18 protein-coding genes and 1 tRNA gene are annotated in these 23,935 nt (G+C 49.2%); 2 read left to right on the top strand and 17 right to left on the bottom strand.

The window, feature by feature from the left end:
- Positions 1–142: 142 nt before the first annotated feature.
- The 9 genes from rpoD to DXA87_RS12495 all read right to left on the bottom strand — a co-directional run bounded on the left by rpoD (position 143) and on the right by DXA87_RS12495 (position 13,329).
- Entirely contained in the window at positions 143–1,267 is a 1,125-nt protein-coding gene (gene rpoD / locus DXA87_RS12535) for an RNA polymerase sigma factor RpoD (protein WP_117504659.1), read from the bottom strand.
- A 59-nt stretch (positions 1,268–1,326) separates the two neighbouring features.
- Positions 1,327–3,093 carry a DNA primase gene (gene dnaG, locus DXA87_RS12530; RefSeq protein ID WP_117504657.1) on the bottom strand — a complete coding sequence of 589 codons (1,767 nt, stop codon included), beginning with the start codon at positions 3,091–3,093 and terminating at the stop codon, positions 1,327–1,329.
- Positions 3,094–3,180: 87 nt separating this feature from the next.
- A complete protein-coding gene (locus tag DXA87_RS12525; RefSeq protein ID WP_015554152.1) occupies positions 3,181–4,188 on the bottom strand; it encodes a deoxyguanosinetriphosphate triphosphohydrolase in 1,008 nt (335 codons plus the stop codon).
- 293 nt (positions 4,189–4,481) lie between these two features.
- Positions 4,482–5,945, bottom strand: coding sequence for a M20 family metallopeptidase (locus tag DXA87_RS12520; RefSeq protein WP_117504655.1), 1,464 nt, complete (start codon positions 5,943–5,945; stop codon positions 4,482–4,484).
- 193 nt (positions 5,946–6,138) lie between these two features.
- A complete protein-coding gene (locus DXA87_RS12515; RefSeq protein ID WP_117504671.1) occupies positions 6,139–6,864 on the bottom strand; it encodes an amino acid ABC transporter ATP-binding protein in 726 nt (241 codons plus the stop codon).
- 10 nt (positions 6,865–6,874) lie between these two features.
- The gene (locus DXA87_RS12510) at positions 6,875–7,564 is read right to left on the bottom strand and encodes an amino acid ABC transporter permease (protein ID WP_117504653.1); all 690 of its coding nucleotides are present in this window, start codon (positions 7,562–7,564) and stop codon (positions 6,875–6,877) included.
- A 159-nt stretch (positions 7,565–7,723) separates the two neighbouring features.
- Positions 7,724–8,695: a transporter substrate-binding domain-containing protein gene (locus DXA87_RS12505; RefSeq protein WP_117504651.1), complete on the bottom strand. Its 972-nt coding sequence runs from the start codon at positions 8,693–8,695 to the stop codon at positions 7,724–7,726.
- A 360-nt stretch (positions 8,696–9,055) separates the two neighbouring features.
- Positions 9,056–12,256: a carbamoyl-phosphate synthase large subunit gene (carB, locus tag DXA87_RS12500; RefSeq protein ID WP_117504649.1), complete on the bottom strand. Its 3,201-nt coding sequence runs from the start codon at positions 12,254–12,256 to the stop codon at positions 9,056–9,058.
- Positions 12,256–13,329: a carbamoyl phosphate synthase small subunit gene (locus DXA87_RS12495; RefSeq protein ID WP_117504647.1), complete on the bottom strand. Its 1,074-nt coding sequence runs from the start codon at positions 13,327–13,329 to the stop codon at positions 12,256–12,258. Before DXA87_RS12495 ends, carB begins: the two co-directional genes overlap by 1 nt.
- Positions 13,330–13,843: 514 nt before the next feature.
- On the opposite strand from DXA87_RS12495, the gene udp reads away from it, so the two are divergent.
- Both udp and DXA87_RS12485 read left to right on the top strand, forming a co-directional pair.
- Positions 13,844–14,635, top strand: a complete 792-nt coding sequence (gene udp / locus DXA87_RS12490) for a uridine phosphorylase (protein ID WP_117504645.1) — start codon at positions 13,844–13,846, stop codon at positions 14,633–14,635.
- A gap of 135 nt (positions 14,636–14,770) precedes the next feature.
- Positions 14,771–15,178: a hypothetical protein gene (locus tag DXA87_RS12485; protein ID WP_117504643.1), complete on the top strand. Its 408-nt coding sequence runs from the start codon at positions 14,771–14,773 to the stop codon at positions 15,176–15,178.
- 502 nt (positions 15,179–15,680) lie between these two features.
- On the opposite strand, the gene DXA87_RS12475 is transcribed toward DXA87_RS12485, so the two are convergent.
- The 8 genes from DXA87_RS12475 to cdaA all read right to left on the bottom strand — a co-directional run bounded on the left by DXA87_RS12475 (position 15,681) and on the right by cdaA (position 23,930).
- A tRNA-Gly gene (locus DXA87_RS12475) sits at positions 15,681–15,751 on the bottom strand.
- Positions 15,752–16,026: 275 nt separating this feature from the next.
- Positions 16,027–17,265, bottom strand: coding sequence for a peptidoglycan-binding protein (locus DXA87_RS12470; protein ID WP_117504641.1), 1,239 nt, complete (start codon positions 17,263–17,265; stop codon positions 16,027–16,029).
- Between the two features lie 296 nt (positions 17,266–17,561).
- A complete protein-coding gene (gene ytvI / locus DXA87_RS12465; RefSeq protein WP_117504639.1) occupies positions 17,562–18,671 on the bottom strand; it encodes a sporulation integral membrane protein YtvI in 1,110 nt (369 codons plus the stop codon).
- Between the two features lie 168 nt (positions 18,672–18,839).
- Complete coding sequence (locus DXA87_RS12460) at positions 18,840–20,036, bottom strand: pyridoxal phosphate-dependent aminotransferase (protein ID WP_117469362.1); 1,197 nt, start codon at positions 20,034–20,036, stop codon at positions 18,840–18,842.
- Positions 20,033–21,355: an O-antigen polymerase gene (locus DXA87_RS12455; protein ID WP_117469361.1), complete on the bottom strand. Its 1,323-nt coding sequence runs from the start codon at positions 21,353–21,355 to the stop codon at positions 20,033–20,035. Before DXA87_RS12455 ends, DXA87_RS12460 begins: the two co-directional genes overlap by 4 nt.
- A gap of 6 nt (positions 21,356–21,361) precedes the next feature.
- Positions 21,362–21,625 carry an HPr family phosphocarrier protein gene (locus DXA87_RS12450; protein WP_015554140.1) on the bottom strand — a complete coding sequence of 88 codons (264 nt, stop codon included), beginning with the start codon at positions 21,623–21,625 and terminating at the stop codon, positions 21,362–21,364.
- Between the two features lie 15 nt (positions 21,626–21,640).
- Positions 21,641–23,080 carry a CdaR family protein gene (locus DXA87_RS12445; RefSeq protein ID WP_117504637.1) on the bottom strand — a complete coding sequence of 480 codons (1,440 nt, stop codon included), beginning with the start codon at positions 23,078–23,080 and terminating at the stop codon, positions 21,641–21,643.
- The gene (gene cdaA, locus DXA87_RS12440; protein ID WP_015554138.1) at positions 23,061–23,930 is read right to left on the bottom strand and encodes a diadenylate cyclase CdaA; all 870 of its coding nucleotides are present in this window, start codon (positions 23,928–23,930) and stop codon (positions 23,061–23,063) included. Before cdaA ends, DXA87_RS12445 begins: the two co-directional genes overlap by 20 nt.
- Positions 23,931–23,935: the final 5 nt, after the last annotated feature.

Here is a 23,935-nt window from a genome sequence, read left to right as displayed (position 1 = left end):
TTTCTCTTTCACACGACTGCTTTTCGATTTCGCAGCCGCCTTTTTGTATTTCCCGGCAGTTTAACTTCGCCCCGGAGCACACAGACAGGCCATCCCTGACTGCCTTTTCCTGCACAGGTCTTTTCCTGCTTCCCATATCTTTTTACTCATCCAGATAATCTTTCAAGATCTTACTCCTGCTCGGATGGCGCAGTTTTCTAAGGGCCTTCGCCTCGATCTGGCGGATCCGCTCCCTCGTCACGTTGAACTGTCTTCCGACCTCCTCCAGAGTCCTCGGTCTTCCGTCATCCAGGCCAAATCTTAGGCGCAGCACTTTCTGTTCCCTCTCAGTGAGCGTTGACAACACATCCATCAGCTGTTCGTGGAGCAGCGTGTAGGTCGCGGCATCCGCCGGGACTTCCACATTATTATCCTGGATAAAGTCCCCGAGGTGGCTGTCCTCCTCCTCGCCGATCGGAGTCTCTAAGGACACCGGATCCTGAGAGATCTTCATGATCTCACGGACACGTTCCACCGGCATATCGAGCTCCTTCGCGAGCTCCTCTGGCGTGGCCTCACGGCCAAGCTTCTGGACTAACTGTCTCTGGGTCCGCACAAGACGGTTGATGGTCTCCACCATGTGTACCGGAATCCGGATCGTTCTCGCTTGATCCGCAATGGCGCGGGTAATCGCCTGACGGATCCACCAGGTCGCGTAGGTGCTGAATTTATAGCCTTTTCGGTAATCAAACTTCTCGACTGCCTTAATGAGTCCAAGATTTCCCTCCTGGATCAGGTCGAGCAGCTGCATGCCCCGTCCGGCATACCGTTTTGCGATACTCACCACAAGACGCAGGTTCGACTCCGCAAGCTTCTTCTTTGCCTCCTCGTCACCGAGCTCGATCTTCTTTGCCAGTTCGATCTCCTCATCCGGGGAAAGCAGCGGCACTTTTCCGATCTCTTTTAAGTACATCCGGACCGGATCATCTACACCGATCCCCTCCGGTACGGATAGATCGATATGCTCCACATCAATCTCATCCTCCGGATCTGCATCTTCATCCTCCGAAAACAGATCCGGATCCATATCATCATCGTTCGACATTTTTAAGACGTCGACATGTTTTTTATCCAGGAAGTCGTATATGCGGTCCAGCTTCTCGGGTGTCAGTTCTTCCCCCGCAAAGGCATCCAGAACTTCCTTTTCATCAAGGACGTTCTTTTTACTTTTTGCGAGTTCCAGAAGTTTTGATAACTTCTCTTCAAATGTAAGTGTCTTTTCCTCCATAATCCCATCCTTCCCGGCACCTGACGTTCCTCGTGTCTGCCTTTTTGCTTCTGCTTCTCTCAGTCAAGTGTGATATTCAGGACAGCCAGTGCTGACTGCTGCCTGATGATTTCCTGTAACTCTCTGATATCTGCTGTTTTTCCCTTTACCTCCAGACTGTGTTTCTTTATCTTTTTGACGGTCTCCGAGAGTGCTCTCCTCTGTTCCTCATTATTTAAGGACTCGCTGAGACTCGCGTGGAATAAGGCCGCCACTTCCCTGTATTGTTCCTCGCCCTCGATGAAATGATTCAGGATCTGCGCAGGGTTCACGCTTCCTGTTTTTTCATATTCATCGAAGACCATGGATGCCGCTTCTCTGTAAAGCTCGTCGTCAAAATCCTCCGGTGTGATAATGCCGCGAATCTTTTCGAAAAGCTGCGGACGCTCGATGAGCCAGGTGAGAAGCAGTCTCTGGGACTTCCGGATCCCGTCCTCCTTCTCCTTTTTCTGGCGGATCCGCTCCTTATCGTACTCCCGCTCCCTTGTGGTCACTCCGATGAGTCCGCCCATGGAGTTCACGAGGTTTTTGAGATCCGTCTCCGGGATCATATACTCCCTTGCAACGGCTTCCGTGTAATTATCACGCTCCAGCTTTTCCGGAAACTCCAGAAGCTTCTTCGCGATGGCGTTATAAAACCCTGTCTTCGACTCCGGGTCCTGCATGTTGTACTGGCTCCGGATCACGGAGATTTCGAACATAAAGCTTCCGACGGCATTGTCGATCCGCTTCTGGAATTCCTCTTTCCCAAGATTCTTGATAAACTCGTCCGGGTCCTTATAGGGCTTCATATTCAAAACCTTGATGGACATTCCAACCTCTTTTAAGATCGGAATCGCGCGGAGCGCCGCCTTCACTCCCGCCCCATCGCTGTCGTAGGTCAGGACTACCTGATCCGTGTAGCGCTTTAAAAGCATCGCGTGCTGGGACGTAAACGCGGTCCCCAGAGATGCCACAGCGTTCGTAAATCCGGCCTGATGCATAGCGATCACGTCCACATAGCCTTCACAGATCAGCATATATTTCGCCCTGGACGTTCTCGCGAAATTAAGTCCGTAGAGATTCCGGCTCTTATCAAAGATCTTCGTCTCCGGGGAGTTTAAATATTTCGGCTCCCCGTCCCCCATTACACGGCCGCCGAAACCGATGACACGGTTATTGACGTCTAAGATCGGGAACATGACACGGTTCCAGAATTTATCTCTGGCTCCCCTCTCATCGATAAAGAAAAGACCTGTCTCTTTTAAAATATCGTCGTTGTATCCCTTCGACCTCATATACCGGTAAAGGTCATCCGGCACCTTACTGGAATACCCAAGACCGAAGTGGCGGATCGTATCGTCCGTCAGACGGCGTTTCTCCTTAAAATAGTCATATCCGACCTTTCCTGACGGCTGCTTTAACTGATAATAAAAGAAGTTCGCCGCAAGGCGGTTGATCTCAAGGAGCGTATTTTTCAAGTCTGCCTGGGCTCTCGCCTCCTTTGAGTATTCCACCTCCGGCAGGGCGATCCCCGCCCGGTCCGCCAGCATCTTCACCGCTTCCACGAAGGTATAATTTTCATATTCCATCACAAAGGTGATGACATTTCCGCCTGCTCCGCATCCGAAGCAGTAATACATCTGCTTTCCCGGTGAAACGGAAAAGGACGGGGATTTCTCATTATGAAACGGGCACAATCCGAAATAGTTTGCGCCCTTTTTCTTTAAATTCACATACTGGGACACGATGTCCACGATGTCATTTCTTGTTCGTACTTCCTCGATCACTTCTTCCGGGTAATACACGCTTCATCCCTCCCGCGATATGTATTTTCCGCAAAACCGCTCTGCACTTTCCTCTCAGAAACCTCGCAGATCCGCCGGATCCGTCTCTCAGACATTCCAGCCTTTCGGTACAAATAATTCTTCAAACCGGTCGATGGCATATCCATCGCTCATCCCGGCAATATAATCACAGACGACCCGCTCTCTCTTCTCCCCGCGAAGCTCCATCATCGCCAGGTACTCTTCCGGCAGCTCGTCCACATGCTTCAGGTAGTATTCGTAAAGTGTCACGATCAGCTGCTGGGCTCTTCCCTCCTCGCCCTTTGCGGCAGGATTGCGATACACATGTTCAAACATCCATTCCCTCAAGCCCCGCATGGCCCGCTCTACGTCCGGGGACATAAAGATCGATGGCCTGTCCATACTGTTATTGATAATATCATGGATCATGATATTCAGGCGGTCCTTTACGGTATCCCCAAGTACATCCGCGTATTCTCTCGGAATATCCCGCTCGGTAATGATCTTTCCGCGGATCGCGTCGTCGATATCATGATTGATGTATGCGATTTTATCGGAGAACCGCACGATCTTTCCCTCCATGGTCGCCGGATTTCCGGACGTTCTGTGGTTTAACATTCCGTCGCGGACTTCCTTTGTGAGGTTCAACCCCTGTCCCTTTTTTTCCAGGATCTCCACCACCCGGACGCTCTGCTTATAGTGGGCGAAGCCGTCCTCGCAGATCTCATTCAATATGTATTCCCCCGCATGTCCGAAAGGTGTGTGGCCGAGATCATGCCCCAAGGCGATCGCCTCAGTCAGGGACTCATTCATCCGGAGTGCCTTTGCGATCGTTCTCGCGATCTGGGATACCTCTAACGTATGGGTCAGTCTCGTCCGGTAGTGGTCCCCTTCCGGAGCGAGGAAAACCTGGGTCTTGTCTTTCAGGCGCCGGAATGACTTGCTGTGCAGGATCCGGTCACGATCACGCTGATAGGCAGGGCGGATATCGCAGAGCGGTTCCTCCCGGTCACGCCCCAGTGTCTCACTGCTTAACGACGCGTAAGGACTCAGATTCTGGCGTTCCCACTGTTCCATCGTTTCCCTGATATTCATACCTGACCGCCTCCTTTTCCGGCGCAGCCCGTCATTCCCACGGGCGTACATTTGTTCTCCGTCCTAAGAATATACTTTTATAGTATATCATATTTTAAGGCATTTTAGAACCACGATTCCTGTCCTTTTACTGAAAAATATGTAAAATTTCTGAAATTTTTTCGTTCAGCTCCCATTGAGATAAAACAGCCCGGCAGGCCAGGTCTTTTGCAGAGTATCTCCGCCTTCCCCTGTCCTGCCGGACTTACAGTCATTCTATTCTTTTTCTTTCAGAGACTCCGCCATGTCGCCTCTTACATCTTCTCACCCGGGATGACCGGAACTGCGCCCTGCGGAACCGGGCAGGTATAGCCGCCATAACGTTTCATCTTCTTGTTGAACTCGTCCTTCGCTGCCTGTAAAACATCCGGCTTCTCCATGAGATCGATCGCGGTAGCCGCGATGACCTTTCCCGCTAACAGCATATTCTTGTGGGCAATGGATGTACGTCCACAGGAGACATTCTGCCAGGAATGTCCCGGCGCCTGTGCCGGGAATGTGGAAGTATTGATCTGCGCCGTCGGAATGCACCAGCTCACATCACCGACATCCGTGGATCCCATTCTCGGTTTCTCATAGTAGAGATACGGGACAAGGAACTCATTCATCGGTGTTGTGCCGTGTTTGGACTTCTCATCAACATATTCGTAGATATCGCTGCTGTCCTCCGTCGCATCTCCCGGAAGCTTATCAGACTTCATCTCAACGGAATCGTAGAGGACTTTCGCGTACTTTAATTCTTCTTCCGTGTAATGGCAGACACCGAGATCATTGAAGTTATCCCACATAAGGGACTCCAGGACCTTGTTCGGAACGGTATTGGAGCAGCCGTCGATAAACTTCTTCTCCATCTTTGTATCTGTCATCATGGATGCCGCAAGAGCAATACGGTCGACTCTCTCCTGAAGCTCCAGCGCGTCCTTTACCCAGATGGAGCGGACCATATAGAGGACCTGTGCCTTCGGCTGTACCACGTTCGGAGAATCTCCACCGGCATCTGTGATGGAGTAATGGATCCTCGCGCTGTCCGGCATATGCTCTCTTAAGAACTGGACGCCAATGTTCATAAGCTCCACCGCGTCGAGGGCAGAACGTCCCTTGTCCGGTGCGCCCGCCGCATGGGAGGCAACACCGGTAAACTTATACTCTGTCTGGATACAGGTGTTGCAGGTACCGGAAGTGACCTGATTCACATTGCCCGGATGCCAGGTAAGAGCCGCGTCGCACTCCGCGAACACGCCGTCTCTTGCCATAAATGCTTTTGTAGCGGCGCCTTCCTCACCAGGGCAGCCGTAAAGGATCACTTTACCGCTTCCCTCACCTTTTTCTTCCAGATATTTTTTTATAGCAAAAGCCGCAGCCATGGAACCCGCACCTAAAAGGTTGTGGCCGCAGCCGTGGCCGTTTCCGTCTGCGACAAGCTCTTTTCTGGTCTCAGATCCGGCGATCTGGGAAAGACCTGTCAGAGCATCATACTCAGCCAGAATACCGATCACCGGCTTTCCGGAACCGTAGGAAGCGCGGAATGCAGTCTCAATGTTGTCAAAGGGATGTTCGACAGTAAATCCTTCTTCTTTTAATACCTTTGCGTAAAGTTCACCGGATTTGTACTCTCTCAGGGAAAGCTCCGCATAGTCCCAGATCTTATCGGATACGTCGGTGATCACGCCGGATTTTTCGTCGATATAATCGAATGCTGTCTGTTTGGATGCTGACATGTCATGTTCTCCTTTCAAAAATCCCGCCAGGCAAGACTCCAAAAGTCTGCCTAAACGGGATATGACTTACGCGAGCAACGAGCCAAAGTCCATGCTTGCATGAGACCTTGGCGACTGCCGCGATAACTTGAGAAGCTCGCAAAGCGTGCTTCTCATAGTTCCTGTTAAAACAGCTTTTCCCGCTGTTCTTTCATCAGTATAATACCTTGCTTAAAAATTCCTGTGTCCTCGGATTCTGCGGATGATTAAAGACCTCATCCGGAGTACCTTTCTCCGCGATCACGCCGCCATCCATAAAGAATACGCGGTCGGAAACCTCCCTCGCAAAGCCCATCTCATGGGTTACGATCACAGTAGTCATTCCTGTCTTTACAAGGTCCTTGATAACATGAAGGACCTCTCCTACCATCTCCGGATCAAGGGCGGAAGTCGGCTCATCAAAAAGCATAACATCCGGTTCCATCGCCAGCGCGCGCACGATCGCAAGACGCTGTTTCTGTCCGCCGGAGAGCTTCTTCGGAAACTGGTTTTCCTTATCCGCAAGACCAACGCGGCTTAAAAGCTCCCGCATCATCTCGTCGGCTTCCTTCTGGGTTTTCTTTCCAAGAAGGACAGGAGCAAGCGTTACGTTTTTTCCAACTGTAAGATTATTGAATACATTAAAGTGCTGGAATACCATTCCCATCTTCTGACGGTGAAGGTTGATATCGACATTCTTGTCGGTGATATCGGTCCCCTCAAAATAGATCTTACCGGATGTCGGTGTCTCGAGAAGGTTTAAGCAGCGTAAGAAGGTACTTTTACCGCCGCCGGACGGTCCGATGACGGAGACAACCTCTCCATGGTTGACATGCTCGGTAACACCTTTTAATACCTGAAGACTGCCGAAGGATTTGTGCAGATCTTCTACACGGATCAGTTCTTTTTCATTAGCGCTCACTTGCGTTCATCCTCCTCTCCAGTAAAGCAATCAGCTTGGACATGATAAATGTCACGCCGAAGTAAATGATACCAACGATGGTCAACGGCTCAAGTACACGGAATGTAAGACCGTTGATGGTCTTAAACTGGGTCATAAGTTCTCCGATAAAGAACGTGGACGCCAGAGATGTCTCCTTGACGATCGCTACGAACTCGTTGCAGAGCGCCGGAAGAATATTCTTAACTGCCTGCGGGAGAACGATATGGATCATGGTCTGACGCGCGTTTAAGCCCAGAGAACGGGCAGCTTCTGTCTGTCCGACATCGACAGCCTGAATACCTGCGCGGACGATCTCACAGACATAAGCGGTAGAGTTTACGCAGCAAGCAGTCATAACGCATGTAAACTCGCTCAAGTTGAAGAACGGAAGCCAGGTCGGCAGCATAAAGTAGAAGAAATATAACTGCAGCAGGATCGGCGTACCGCGGATAATTTCGACATAAACGGTAGCGATCAGCCGGAGCGGCTTAAATTTTCCGATGCCCACGTTGCTGCGGCGCATCAGTGCCATCAGAGAACCGAAAACGGTACTGATGAGGACAGTGAGGAGACCCATAAACAGTGTCATTCCAAGACCCTGTAAGAATAAGCTCCAGTACTTCATCCAGACTTTTAACATGACGTTAAGAAACTCCATCTGGAAAACTCCTTTCGTAGATAAACTTGAAAACAGACAAAGGTCTTTCCGGCATCTTCACCGGAAAGACCGAGCTCTGTATTTTCTGTAACCTGAAGTGAAAACCAATTCCGGCCTTCGCAGATCTTCCATCACGGAACGAAACGATCTGCTCCGAAATTAGTTCGTCTCGATACCGAGCTTCTCAGCAAGGGCAACCGCCTCTTCTCTCCACTGCTCATAGAGACCTTTCTCGTTAACTTCAACGATCACTTCGTTGATCGCATTTAAGAGATCATCATCGCCTTTCTTGACCGCGATAACGTTACCTTCACTTGAATAGTCAAACATGAAATCTGCCATTGCGATATCATCATATGTCTTTGCAAGGGATTCACCGTTATCACCGGATACAGCGAGTGCGTCAACCTTGCCTGTTGTTAACATCATAACACCGTCTGTTATATTTGTCACTAACTGGATCTGAACGTCAGACGGAAGCTGCTCTGTAGCAAGCTTGTTCTGTAAGGTTGCGTTCTGGGTAGCAACCTTCTTGCCTGCGAAGGATTCTGCTGTATTGTACTGGGAAGCAAGTTCCTTCTTAACTAAAAGGCCCTGACCTTTCTTCGTGTTTACATTATAACGCTCGGAAAGTCCCATAGCCTCTGCACGCTCATCTGTGTAAGCGAAGCCGGAGATACCCATATCAATGTTTCCGGAAGTAACTGCCTGCTGGATTGCTGAGAACTCCATCGGCTTGATCTCAAGTTCTACGCCAAGCTTCTCAGCGATGTATTTTGCAAGCTCCACATCGGCACCGACATACTCGGTTGTTCCACTGCTGACATCCTTGAATTCCCACGGAGCGAAATCAGGGGATGTTCCCATTGTGATCTTTCCTGCCGCAAGAACTTTTCCGAGATGGCCATTCGGATCTACATTCTCAAGTGCCTTTAAGGAACCTTCCGCTGCGGCTGCTGCCTCTGTCTTATCCGCTTCCTTTGATTCAGCCGCTGTTGTCGCGTCGGCTGTTGTTGTCTCAGCTGCCGTTGTTGCTGCTGCCGTTGTCTCAGTGGTCTTGGAGCTTCCGCATCCTGTAAGAGCAGCAATGACCGCTGCTGTTGTCATAGCTAAAACGATGTTCTTCTTCATAATCGATCCTCTCCTCTTTGTTTCTATCTTTTTCTATGTCTCACATGTGTGATGTTGATACGCATTATAATGTATAATTATTCTTTTGTAAAGCACTTTTTTATGTTTTTTTTACAGATTATGCATTTTATACAATATTCAGTGCATAATTATATTGTTTCATGCAGTTTTTTCAATATTTTATACATTATCAATGCATATATTCATCTTGATAAAGCGTTAATGTTTCTTTTTTTGCATAGCGCGTCACCTCTTTCAAATTTCCGGCATACATTTCCGGCATACGCTGCTGGGGCAACGTAAAAAGCAGCCCATCTCACTCCAGCGTGAAACGGGCTGCTCTTCTATTTTTTACCAATATCAGATTTCAGCAATATTGATCAGTGTAAGTTCTTTTGCACGATTTTCCATACTTGTCACAAGCGCTCTCGCAGTATCGACCGCAGTGAGAACGGTAACGCCTGTCTCGATCGCATTCCGGCGGATGATAAAGCCGTCATGGCTTCTCTCTGCGCCCTGTGCTGGGATATCGATGACAAGGTCGATCTCATGTCCAAGGATCAGGTCAAGAAGGTTCGGAGACTCCTGCTCGATCTTTCTTACCGGAATGACCTTTACGCCGTGCTCATTGAAATACTTTGCGGTTCCTGCGGTACAGAAGATACGGTAACCCTGTGCCTTGAATCTCGCAGCAATGTCGAGCATCTCTTCCTTATCGGAATCACGGACAGTCATGACCATGTTCTTATACTTCGGAAGCTTGATACCTGCACCCTGGAAAGCCTTGTAAAGAGCCTCGTTGAAGGTCTTTGCAATACCGAGGCATTCACCTGTGGATTTCATCTCCGGTCCAAGGCTGATATCAGCCCCGCGGATCTTCTCGAAGGAGAATACCGGCATCTTCACTGCGTAGTAATCTGCCTCTTTCTGGAGTCCCGGTGTGTAGCCGAGTTCCCGGATCGTGTGACCACAGATGATCTGGGTTGCCAGCGGTACGATCGGGATTCCGGTTACCTTGCTGATATATGGGACGGTTCTGGAGGAACGCGGGTTGACCTCGATGATAAATACACCTTCATCATTTACAATAAACTGGATGTTGATCATTCCCTTGACATGGAGCGCCCTTGCGAGCTTCTCTGTGTATTCCACGATCGTCTTCTTGTTGTCCTCGGTGATGCTCTTCGCCGGATATACGGAGATACTGTCGCCGGAATGGATACCGGTACGCTCGATATGCTCCATGATACCCGGGATCAGAATATCGGTACCGTCGCAGATCGCATCGACCTCGATCTCCTTACCCATGATATACTTATCAACTAAGATCGGATGCTCCTGAGTGATCCGGTTGATGATGCCGATAAACTCGTCGATATCCTCATCGCAGATCGCGATCTGCATGCCCTGTCCGCCAAGAACGTAGGACGGACGAACGAGTACCGGATAGCCTAACTCATTTGCTGCCTTTTTCGCTTCTTCCGCTGTAAATACAGTCTGTCCCTTTGCTCTCGGAATCTGGCACTGCTCAAGGATCTCATCGAAGAGTTCTCTGTCCTCAGCGGCATCGACATCCTCGGCAGCGGTTCCCAGGATCGGGACTCCCATCTTCATCAGAGCCTCTGTGAGCTTGATGGCTGTCTGCCCACCGAACTGGACAACTGCTCCGTCCGGTTTCTCGATATCAACGATGCTCTCCACATCCTCTGGAGTCAGCGGTTCGAAATACAGCTTATTCGCGATGTCGAAGTCTGTGCTGACGGTCTCCGGGTTATTGTTGATGATGACGGTCTCAAAGCCCTCTTTCTCGAAGGCCCAGGTGCTGTGAACAGAACAGAAATCGAACTCGATACCCTGACCGATACGGATCGGTCCGGAGCCAAGAACAAGAACCTTCTTCTTCTCAGTCTCGCCCTCTGCCTCATTCTCGCTGCCGAAGCAGGAATAATAGTACGGGGTTTCAGCCGCAAACTCAGCCGCGCAGGTATCTACCATCTTGAAGGCAGCACGGATGCCGTTTGCATGACGCATCTCCTTGATCTCGTTTTCCGTGAGACCTGTGAGTCTCGCGATCACATTGTCCGGGAATTCAATGCGCTTTGCTTCCTTTAAAAGATCCGCGTCGAGGTTCTTCCCGGCTTTCTTTAAGGCATTCTCCATCTCAACGAGGATCATTAATTTATCGATGAACCAGATATCGATCTTCGTGATATCATGGATCAGCTCGTAATCGAAACCGCGGCGGAGTGCCTCTGCAATGACCCAGATCCGGCGGTCATCCACGTTGCAAAGCTGCTCTTTTAACTGTTCATCTGTGAGTCCGCTATAGTCGTAAGACATTAAGGAGTCCACATGCTGCTCCAGAGAGCGGATCGCTTTCATTAAGCCGCCCTCAAAGCTTGTGCAGATACTCATGACCTCACCGGTCGCTTTCATCTGGGTTCCTAACTTGTGACTCGCATTGATGAATTTATCGAAGGGAAGTCTCGGCATCTTGACTACCACATAGTCAAGCATCGGCTCGAAGCTTGCGTAGGTCTTCTTTGTAACAGCGTTCTTGATCTCATCCAGTGTGTAGCCGAGAGCGATCTTCGCAGCAACCTTCGCGATCGGGTATCCTGTCGCCTTGGACGCAAGGGCGGAGGAACGGCTGACACGCGGGTTCACCTCAATTACACAGTACTCGAAGCTCTCCGGGTGAAGTGCGTACTGTACGTTGCAGCCACCGGTGATACCAAGCTCTGTGATGATCTTTAACGCGGAGGTACGGAGCATCTGGTACTCTTTATCTCCTAATGTCTGGGACGGAGCGACAACGATACTGTCACCGGTATGTACGCCCACAGGGTCGATATTCTCCATGTTGCAGACGGTGATCACATTGCCTGCACCGTCACGCATAACCTCATATTCGATCTCCTTCCAGCCCGCAATACAGCGCTCTACAAGGACCTGGCCCACACGGGATAAACGGAGTCCGTTCTCCAGGATCTCTGCGCACTGCTCCTCATTATAGGCAATACCGCCGCCGGAGCCGCCAAGGGTATAAGCCGGACGGAGAACGACCGGATAACCGATCTCTTTTGCAACAGCAAGACCTGTGTTCACATCCTCAACGATCTCAGACGGAGCCACCGGTTCGCCGATCTTTTCCATTGTCTCCTTGAACATTTCACGGTCTTCGGCTTTTTTGATCGTGAGGGCTGTTGTACCGATAAGGCGCACGTTGTTTGCCTTTAAGATACCGGCCTCCTCCAGTTCCATCGCAAGGTTTAAGCCGGCCTGACCTCCAAGGGTCGGGAGGACACTGTCCGGTTTTTCTTTCTTAATTAACTGCTCAACAACCTCAGTCGTCAGCGGCTCAATATATACCCGGTCCGCGATATCCTTATCCGTCATGATTGTTGCCGGGTTGGAGTTTAAGAGAACGACTTCAATGCCCTCTTCCTTTAAGGAGCGGCAGGCCTGCGTTCCCGCATAGTCAAATTCTGCGGCCTGGCCGATAACGATCGGACCGGAACCGATTACAAGTACTTTCTTGATCTCTGGATTCTTAGGCATTATCTTTCCTCCTCCATCATGCGTAAAAAGCGGTCAAACAGATATCCGGAATCCTGCGGTCCCGGGCATGCTTCCGGGTGGTACTGGACGGTGAAGATATTCTTGCCCACGTACTTTAATCCCTCGTTCGTCTTATCGTTCACGTTCACGAACGCCGGAACGGCAACCTCCGGATTCATGCTGTGTTCGTCTACCGCGTATCCGTGGTTCTGGGAGGAAATGTAGACGCGGGCCGTCTCAAGGTCTTTTACCGGGTGATTTCCGCCGCGGTGGCCATATTTCAGCTTATATGTATTTGCGCCTGTGGCAAGAGCCATGAGCTGATGTCCGAGACAGATGGCAAAAACAGGAACATCGGATTCATAAAACTTTCTGACTTCTTTGATGATCTCCGTGTTTTCTGCCGGATCTCCAGGGCCGTTGGAAAGCATGATCCCATCCGGGTTTGTCTTTAAGACTTCCTCAGCCGGAGTATCTGCCGGATATACGGTCACTTCGCAGCCTCTCTTATTTAACTCTCTGGCGATATTCTTCTTTGCGCCAAAGTCCATGAGTGCAACTTTCTTTCCTTCCCCCGGGAGAACGTATTTCTCTTTTGTGGTTGTCTTTAATACAACGCCTGTTACCTTATAAGCACTGATCCGCTCTTTCACTTCTTCCAGATCAAAAGATCCGTTCGTTGTGATCATGCCGTTCATGGTTCCTTTTTCTCTTAAAATCTTTGTGAGGGCTCTTGTATCGATACCACTGATACCTGGAATATCCTGTTCTTCTAAGAAATGCTGAATCGTGTCCCCACTTCTGAAATTACTGGGGATCCTAGATAATTCTCTGACAATATAACCATCCGGCCATGCTCTTCCGGATTCCATATCTTCTTTACAAATACCGTAATTACCAATTAACGGATAAGTCATTACCACTGCCTGTCCTGCATAGGACGGATCGGTAAGGACTTCCAAATAACCGGTCATGGATGTGTTAAAAACAATTTCACTGATTACTTCCCTGGTAGAGCCGATGCTTGTTCCTTCAAACACGGTTCCGTCTTCCAGTATTAAATATGCTTTCATGACGCCACCCTTTCTTCTGTGTTCGTGTTCGTTTCCTATCTGGGATTGAAAATTTATTTCAGCCCAAATTTTCACTATTCTATCATGCGGTGAGAGATTTTTCAACTGGTTTTTTGAAATTTTTCAAGAAATTGTTTGTGAAAGTTATGACGGACTAACCAGTGTTGTCCGGGAGTGAAATTTTGAATTATGTTAACTCGACTGATGGGTATATTTCTTGCTGCGAAGCAAAAATATATTCTGTATTTTTTGTGATGTCTTTCTTCCAGATAAATATCATCGACCGGTATCTCGTACTTTTCTGACTTCTGATAGTGTATTTATTTTTTGTTGGAAGTATCTGTTCAGATGTTATAAAGAGTTGTCTCTATTGCGGAAAAATGGTAAAATGAATATTAAAAAAGGAAAGATTTGAAAACAGCCCTGATACAGACGGAAGGTACCTTTCTTATTCCGAAAATCGGCTGTAAATGCTTTTTCCTGCTTATAAACTTCTTATGCGAGGAGGCAGCTTATGAGTAAACTTGTCTATACAAAAGGAAAAGAATATCACATCGGCGTCGGCACCGGGGATGTGGGACGCTACGTGATCCTGCCGGGCGATCCCGGACGCTGTGAAAAGATTGCAAAGCATTTCGACAATCCGGTAAAGATCGCCCAAAACCGGGAATACACCACCTACACCGGCTATCTCGACGGAGAAAAAGTCAGCGTTGTCTCCACCGGGATCGGCGGACCGTCCGCCTCCATTGCGGTCGAAGAGCTTATCCACTGCGGTGCGGACACCTTCATCCGTGTGGGCACCTCCGGCGGCATGCAGAAGGAAGTGCTCGGCGGAGATCTCGTGATCGCCACCGGCGCGATCCGCTTTGAGGGGACCACAAAGGAATATGCACCCATCGAGTATCCGGCGGTTCCTGATTTCGATGTCACTGCTGCGTTAAAGGAAGCTTCTGAGGAACTCGGCTACCGCCATCACCTCGGTGTCGTCCAGTGCAAAGACAACTTCTACGGCCAGCACTCCCCGGATTCCATGCCAGTGGCAGATGAACTGAATTCCAAATGGAAGGCCTGGATCGCCTGTGGTGCCCTCGCCTCCGAGATGGAGTCCGCTGCCCTCTTCATCGTCGGCTGCGTCCGCAGAGTCCGCACCGGTTCCGTGATGCTCGTGATCGCGAACCAGACAAGACGGGAACTTGGGTTAGAGGATCCGCAGGTCTATGATACGGAAGCCGCTGTTGTTACAGCGGTGGAGGCGATGAGGAAGCTGATCAAAAAAGACCGGAAGGCACTTGCTGCGAAATAAGCGCCTTGCCTCTCATCATACAGCTCTTATCGCAAAATATATTGCCATTCATTCCCAGTTCTATGCGCGGAATTTTGTGGTAGAATTCTCCTTGTAATATTTTTGTAACATTTTTACATAACAGGAGGTTTTACCATGAAAAAACAGATGATGACTGCTCTCGCAGTTTCCGCCATGATGACACTCGCAATGCCTTTCGCGTCCTTCGCTGCGTCCCGCTCTTGCCAGACCGGCTTCCGTCCGGGAAACAACTGTGGATACACAACTGACACCAACGCCATTTCTATGGTCCGGACGCAGGGCGGATGCGTGATTTCCAATGGAAATGCTATTGGTCTTTATACGTTATCTGGGAAGGGATATCCAAGTTGGGGGAGTGGAAATAATTGCGGCACCAGCTGCACAAACGGCTTCAACGGAGGCAGCTGCTCTTCCGGAATAAACTGCGGTTTAAATTCCTGCACTGGCGGGAACTGCCTGACATCCGGGAATGTTTCCATGATTTCAGGAGCGTCATGCGGAAGTTTTATCAGTGCACGATAGGCAATTTTCTATTGTTCTCCATGACATCATTAAATAAAATCGGTCTGTAAACAGCGAAATTGCCGGATCTTCTTTTTTTCGAAGAATCCGGCAGTTTCACTGATTACTTTGCACAGCAATTTCATCCTATATAAAATCGTGCAGTACACGTTTTCCCCGTTCTAACTGCGTCTTGGATTCCATCGGCCAATCATAACGATTCTTGCTGCCTATAATATAAACATTTTCCATCAGATTATTATATGATTACTCCGACAGCATAACTACATTTTTAAAAAGGTCAGTTCAAATTTTCTTTCCATTTCCTTCATTATCATCGCCTCACTATATCGCTATCAGTAGGATTCCACGAAATCAGTTTTCCTGTGTGATATTTCGTGTGATACTTTCCCCGGAAATATGCACTTTTACCCTCTTATTCGAAAGGATAAGCTTATTCCGGAAATCCCGCAAAACCGCATAAAATAAGGGAATCCTTAATTTCTAAGGATCCCCCGATGGAAGCAGATAACGGGAATCGAACCCGCCTTTCCAGCTTGGGAAGCTAGCGTTCTACCGATGAACCATATCTGCGCATGTATTTTTCTGACACTCATATCATAGCACATTTCTGTGGATTCTACAAGGATTTTTCTGGTAAATCCGAGGAAATCGTTCTCTTTTTTCCGACAACCGTTTCAACATATCTATATCCGTCTCTTGACTTCTGACTGCATTTTATTCATAGTATCAGTTAATCCTCACTTCTCCGTCCTGCGATAGCCTGCTCCTGAATTCATGGTGACAGGATCGGCAGGTATCTCCTGTCACCATGTCCGGCAACATATCACTTTCTATCCATATTTCATTTACGATAATTCCGCAATCCTTGTAATCCCCACATATATGTGGGAAATCTTATACCATGTAGCAAAATCTACCACTCCGGTCTGGGGAAGTCCAAAAATCGACTGGAATTTCCGAACAGCTTCCGCGGTAGCCGGACCATAGATCCCATCAGGGGAAATATCCGGAATTGCGGTATACACGCTGGAGATTGCATCTAACTGCTCCTGCAGCTGCCGCACCTTATCACCGGTGGCACCAATCTTCAGATCATATCCCGGCCACGATGCCGGGATGCCGGAGATCTGTTCTGCCGTATTGATATACATATCATCTCCATAAAAATTCCGCAGGATCTCGATGGGACTGTACCCCGCTTCTCCGAGCTCACAGCTGCCCCATTGCGTCATCCACCCCGGACACCGAACCTTCCGCCCGTCGCAGTATTGTGTCAGGATCGGCTGTTTCACTCCCGGGCGCGAAAGATAATTATCAAAAATATCATCCACCACGACAGAGATGGACTCAAAAATATTCCGCCCATAAATCCATTTATGATCATACGCGGTTGATGATGTGATCGTAAAATCATATCCCTGATTGCGGTACCATTCCGTATAGACACGATTTAACGTGAAGGACATGATTGCCAGCACATTCGCGACGATCGCGGAGCGGGGCCAGGTCGCGTATATCTCACTGGAGGCTACGTTTTTGATATAATCCCGATACGGAACATAATAGTTGGCTGCGGACGTGTTCGTTGGAACTCCGTCATGTACCACGACCGTCTGTGGGACGACCACTCTGGATAGAACGATCTCTCCTGTCTCTATAACCGGCTTGATCTCGCTCTCCGCGATTTTTGGAAGGTAATCACCATAAAGTGTGTGATCCGGAATCGTCACGGTCTCTATCTGCTCTTCGGCCGAGGCATTCGAAAGAGGCCGCAAACGAATCCCCTGGATCGCCGTCACGTCCGCCAGAACCTCCGTTCCTGAAACGACAAATGGCTCAAATCCCGGTGCCGTGATTCGGATCGTGTATTCTGCATATGGACGCTCCGTCTCCTCCGGTGACAATGAAAGCTCTACTGGTGGTGCATTTAATGGAAGATTCTCCGTCTGTCCGGAACTGTTCGTTCTCGTCTCCTCAATAATTTCATCTGGTTCCTCCGTCCTTGCAATCACAATATCCGCATCCTGTACCGGAAAACTGTTCGCGTCCGACACAACATCCACCTGCAAATATCCCTGTGCCATAATTTCCTCGCTCAATTGAATATCGTTCTATTTTATGCAGCGGATGCACACCTGATACATTCCTACACTTATTTTCGACCTTTAAATGCAGAGTTTAAAACCAGCAAAGTTTTTCAGAAGATCTTCCTCCGGATATCCAATGCCAGCATCACGGCATCCTGTAATATCCCGGACGTCAATATCGTTATTGTCCCCGCCGATGGCTCATCTGCTGAATAAATTTTGTTTTCTTATACCAAAACAGGCATCCGGAAATTTAGATAAGCTTCCAAATGCCTGTCTCTTTTTCTTATTTTCTATCCTTCCATCAGCTTCCTGATCTCCTCTGCAAGAAGCTTCACATTCCTGATCAGGCCGTCAAATGCCCCATATCCGTAAAACCGGATAAACAGGATGCCGACCGGTACAGCGATGATCATTCCTGCAATACCGCGGAACTTGAAACCAAGATAGAGGAAGAATAGTGTTGCAAGCGGCGGAAGTCCCATGCTGTCACCGACGATCTTCGGCTGGATCACCTGACGGATGCCCTGTGTTAAAACATAGAGAATGACAAGGCTGAGCGCATAACCGTACTCCCCGGTAAAGAGTCTCACCACTGCCCAGGGAATCAATGCCGTTCCTGTGCCGAACATCGGCAGAAAATCCAGAATCGCGATCGCGATTCCAAGAAAAATTCCATATGGAACCCTGAGGAATAACATTCCGATTACCAACACCACTGCGACCACGAACATGATCTTAAACTGCGCCAGAAAATACCCGCCGATCAACGTCCGGATATCGTTCTTCATCATCCGTCCATACTTGATCACAGGCTCCGGCATAACCTTCCGTACCGTCTCCACAAGCTTATCATGATCTGCCAGAAACAGGTATGAAGAAAGAAATACAATAATCGTATTCACAAAGACCTCCGGCAGCGTCCGCACTACGCGGCTGCCTGCGGAAGCTGCGATCTTCTGAACAAAATCACCGATATATCCACCCACATTCTCCAGCTCGGAGACGATCGTCATCTCCGTGTCTGCAGGAAGATACTTCAAAAGTCCCCCGATCCGCTCGCAGGCCAGATCGACTTCCTCCCGGATCGACGCATAAATTCCGGGCAGTGCCTGCCCAAACTCCGTCATTTCCCGGAACACCCAGGAAAACAGCGCATAGATGCCAAAGATCACCAGTGCCAGCACACCTGCGATCAGAACCATCGAGCCGTGCCTGCGGACGATCTTCAGCCGCTTTTCAAAAAAACGCACCACCGGATTCGCGATCGCTGCCACGATCCATCCGATCACAAACGGAAGAAAAAACACCACCAGCCTCAGTCCCCAGACACAGACCAGATAAACTGTGAGCAAAGGAACCAGAATATTTAAAATAATCCCTGCATACTTTCTGAAATTCATTCCATGGACCTCCTAATCCTGTAAAAATCCTGCTGCATTCCATCCGCAGTATTTTACTCAGTCGATCCCCCTTTTTCAGTACTCCACATGATCTCATACGGCTTTATATGCTTTCAAACAAAGTCCGGCTAATGATCTGTACTCCTTTCACCGGTTTTCCCGCCATCACTACTTACAAAGCCCGTACTCCTCTGCAATCTCCTTAAATGCCGGCAGCGACCTCTCGATCTGCTCATAGGACACACAGTAAGCCAGTCTCACGTACCCCGGACAAGCAAACGAACTGCCCGGAACCACCAGCACATGATGTTTCTTCGCCACCTCGCAAAATTCCTTCTCGTTCTCCACCGGAGACTTCACAAACAAGTAAAACGCTCCGTCCGGCTTCGCGCAGGTAAATCCATACTCCGTCAGCGCACCATAGATCAGATTCCTGTTTTTCTCATAAGTCTCCAGATCCACTGTAACCTCATGCTCAATGCAATACTTGATCACCTTCTGAATCAGTGACGGCGCATTCACACATCCGATCACCCTGTTCGCGATCGTAGCCGCTCCGATCAGGGCCGCAGAATCATCCACCTCATCCGGAATCACGACATAGCCGATACGCTCACCCGGAACAGAGAGGGACTTACTGTAAGAATATCCCACAACTGCATTGTGATAATACTTCGTCACAAACGGAACCTCAACCCCGCCGTAAGCCAGCTCACGGTACGGCTCATCAGAGATCAGCACGATCGATGTGCCAAACTCCTTTTCCTTCTTCTCCAGGATCGCAGCCATAGCCTTGATCGTCGCCTCATCATACACAACACCCGTCGGGTTGTTCGGGTTGTTGATGATAACAGCCTTCGTCTTAGCAGTGATCTTCGCCTCAAACTCATCAAGCTTCGGCATAAACGTCTCAGTATCCGGAGAAATGACCACAACATTTCCGTCATAGTTTCTCACATACGCATTATATTCCACAAAATACGGTGCAAACACGATAACCTCATCGCCCGGATTTAAAATGCTCTTTAAAATGATATTTAATCCGCTCGCCGCACCCACTGTCATGATCAGGTTCTTAAAGGAAAAATTCGTTCCGAACCGTTTATTTAAGGACTCTGCGATAGTCTGACGGACATCTTCATAGCCTGCATTGCTCATATATCCATGGAGTGTCATGAAATCCTCATTCTTCACCACGTCGAGGATCGCCTCTGTCACCTGCGGAACCGGAACATTCGGGTTTCCAAGGCTGAAGTCATATACATTCTCCCTGCCGTAAACAGCAGCCATTCTTTTCCCTTCCTCGAACATTGCGCGGATCGCGGAATTATTAGCCATAAATGGTTTCATTTTTTCTGATATCATAGCTGTCTCCTCCGTCTGTTGTGTTTAATCTCTAAAAAAATTCCAAAGGCACCGGTCACCACAAAGTAAAACCAGGTCGTAGGATTGGAATACCAGGTTGTAAAAAACGAGAGCATAAAATAGAGCGCTCCCTGAGAATAGAATAGGTACCACGCCGGATTTCTTCCCGGGTATGTCCTTGCAGAAAGCCATGCGGCAGCCGCTCCCAATACTGATGAAAACAGAAATACACCGGCAATTCCAAAATCATAATACGCGTCATAGAAGAGTGTAACCGTAGTCAGCTCCTCCTTATTCACGTAGATCGGCCAGTCCACTAATGCAGGCTTTATAAACTTAAGCCCCGATAATGCCCAGAGCGGAAACATTCCCTTTAGTCCCATAGAATGGGCCGGAAGCTCCCGTACCAGACAGTCAAAATTGTCGTAATTGTTTGCAATATACATGTAAGGCTGCGTGATAAAGATCGGCGTAGCCGCATTCTTCATCTCAAAGATTCCATTCAGATACGTCACATCATGGCTTCTGGCAATCGTTAAGATCACATAGAGTGGAACAAGTCCCGCCGCTGCCATGAAAAGATACCTGATTTTCCTGTATCCGCTGACGATCATAAATGTCAGCACTGCGAGAATCACCGCAAAGATCAGCTGAAATCTCGATACACAAAGCACCGGGATCAGGAGCGCGATCCCTGTCATAATGAGGGAAACGATTCTTTTCGCCTTCCCCATCTCCCTGTCATAGAACCATAACAGCACTTCCATGGACGGGACCAGTACACATGACACCGTCACATAATGGACCCCGGAAATATGGAAATATGAGTAGGCATGCGGCACTCCCCGAAGGAGAAACGGCACATATCCCAACCGGAATGCCTCAAACAGAAAGGCAGTCAGGGACAGGATTGTCAGCCCGGTAAGTGCAATGAAAATTCTTGTCCCGTATCTCTCCGGGGTCTCCCCCGTAAACTTCAGGGAAAATCCATCTATTGTCTTTTTTTCCTTCTCATATCCAAATTTCTTTTCTGCCAGTGCGTACACATTCCAGAATGCCGCAAAAGCTACAAAAAAGCACGCCCAGGTCTCTAAACTCCAGTCCTTCTGAAGGTTTGACAGCTTCAGGCAGGAGATTCCTTCTCCTCCCACATAAAACAAGGAAAACAGTCCGCGGAGATGAAGCGGATTGCCGCTTTTCCCATATTCCCACAGATAAAGATATAGTGCTGCAAACATCAGTGACATTCCTGATAAGGTAAAATGGGCGCTGAATGCAAAAAGCATGGCAGCGCCGTAACAAATCACATAAACCAGCATATCAGCCTACTCTCCGAGACCGCCATTGATCAGTTCCGTGATCGTTTCCAGAGCTTCCTTTTCGTCCGCTCCCTCACAGATCAATTCGATCTCATCTCCGCACTTTACACATGCCCCCAGCACGCTCAGTACACTTTTTGCATTAGCTGTTGTGTTTCCATATTCAAATTTGATCGAACTCTGAAACCGCAGTGCCTCCTTGCACAGAAGCCCTGCCGGTCTCAGATGAAGACCGGTTGGGTTTTCGATCGTAACTTTTTGCTTTACCATAAGTATTTTTAACTCCTAATTTCGAAATATGGTCTGAAGACCTGTCGCCTGACGTGCTTCCGTCGTCTCCGGCGGGACGATCACCGCGTGTCTTGTCGCAGACGCAGCGGTCTCCCCCTCTGTCTCCGCCTCGCTGCTGCTCTCAGCGGCAGTTTCCGACGCTTTTGTTGTCTCTTTCTCAGTTGTCTCAGGCTCTGTCTCCGTCGCAGACTCCTGTTCCTTTGCGACAGTTACCGTACAGCTGGAAATTCCCAGCAAATCATAGGCAGAATCAAGCTCCCTGTTAAGCGTCGGCTGAACCTGGTGGCTTCCCTCTCCCATTCCAGAGACATTCAGACTCAGGTCCTCAGCCGTAAGCTGCAGGCTGTCAAGTTCTTCCTGAAGCGCACGGATCCGGACTGTGACCGTTCCCGGGTCTGCCCGATAGCTGTAGGAGCTGTCCGCCCCAACATAACTGGCAGCGCTGATGCGGACCGTATATTCCCGTTCCTTCAACTGCTCCACCGTAAGTGTCACCGTGATCTCGGAACTGTCCTTCCCAGCCAGGGAAACTCCCTCCGGCAGATAATCATTCAGATCAATAGTCTTCACGATATTTGCCCTCGCGCCGGAAACATCAAGCTCTTCCTTCGGGATCGTGATCGTATTTAAGGATGCCAGAGCGCTCTTTAATCCGACCACCGGGACACTCTTAAGTCCGCACTCCACACCTGTGTAGCGATAACCGCCCGCCACCTCACCGGTGACATCGAAATCCAGGCTCAGATTCTTCACTTTCAGGATCTCCATGGTATAATCGACACTCTTGCAGTTACTGATCAGACGATCGCTGATCGTAATGCTGTTTTTGTTCGCGTCATAGAACTTCGGTTCCTCCGAATCGCTCCAATCCGCGTTCTTTCCGTCTAAGTTGATCTCGATTCCGACGCTGCTAATCTGTCCGATCAGGGATTCCGGACCTTCAACCGTAAGTGTCTCCGGTGACAGTGTCACCTTGCCAGTCTGGTAGCCGTCCTCAAGCATTCCCGTCGTCATGACGCCGATGGTAAATGTCTTCCTCTGAAGCGGTTCCGTCTCGATCTTGATCGTTCCCGTCCGGCTCACCGGCATGGAGACCAGGTATTCGGAGTGGTTTAGGACCTCGACCTTGATCGGGATCGCGCCTGTCACGGACCACATGTCTGTCATATCCGCGTACGCCCGGAAATCTGAGGAACGGATCCGATACGCATTTGTCGTCTTTACCTCATACTGAACTGTGGTTGTCGATTTTCCGACAACCGCATATGTCAGGTTGTTCTTCGTGAGGACGTCGCTGTTAATGATCTCTACCGGCACCTCCACAGTATCCGTCATGACCGGATCCGCCACATTGACGACCCCCAGCCAGACTAAAAAGGCACACAGGAAGGAAATCAGCAAAAGTCCCCATCGTCTATTCTGCTTTTCTTTCATTTTTATGCCATCCCTTCAAGAGTTTGAACGGGCCGGATACCGTCTCCTCCTCCGGCTTTGCAGCGATCGCAAGCTTTAACTCTTCCGGACTGTTGATCCTTCTGAGACTTCCGCCCTCCGCCAGGGATACCCGTCCAGTCTCCTCGGAGACTACAACGGTCAGGCTGTCCGTGCTCTCACTGATTCCAAGAGCCGCACGGTGTCTTGTTCCCAGGTCTTTGCTGATGCTCAGGTTATCAGAAAGCGGCAGATAACAGGTCGCAGAGGTCACGCGGTTTCCACGGATAATGATCGCGCCGTCGTGAAGAGGCGTATTGTGTTCAAAAATATTGATCAGAAGCTGGCTCGTGACGATTCCGTCCACCGGGATTCCCGTGCGTTCGATCTCTGGAAGCGGAGTGTCGCGCTCGATGACGATCAGGGCTCCTGTCTTTACTTTTCCCATTTCAAAGGCCGCACGGGTAATCTCATTTACGGTCTTCTCTGTATATCCTTCCTGCTGTCTGGAATTCTCAGAAATAAAAAGGTCTGTGATGATATTTTTGCTTCCGAGCTGCTCCAGCGCTTTTCGAAGCTCCGGCTGGAAGATAATGATGAGGGCTGTCAATACGAGCTGGCCCATATGGTTGATGATCCAGGTGATCGTATTTAAATGGAGCATCGCCGCCAGCAGGTAAAAACCAACAATGATCATACCACCGCGGAGAAGCACTCCCGCTCTCGTCGACTTCACCCATAAAAGGACTTCATAGATCAGAACTGTGAGGATCAGAATTTCAAAAAGATTCGACAATGTGATCTTCGGAATAAATGTAAACCAGGAATACATATTCCCAAGAAATTCTGTCATTTTGT

This window comes from Desulfotomaculum sp. OF05-3, from assembly GCF_003435535.1.
Lineage (GTDB): Bacteria > Bacillota > Clostridia > Lachnospirales > Lachnospiraceae > Pilosibacter > Pilosibacter fragilis.
Note: the sequence above shows the minus strand (reverse complement) of the source record. Positions and strands in the feature narration are given on the sequence as shown.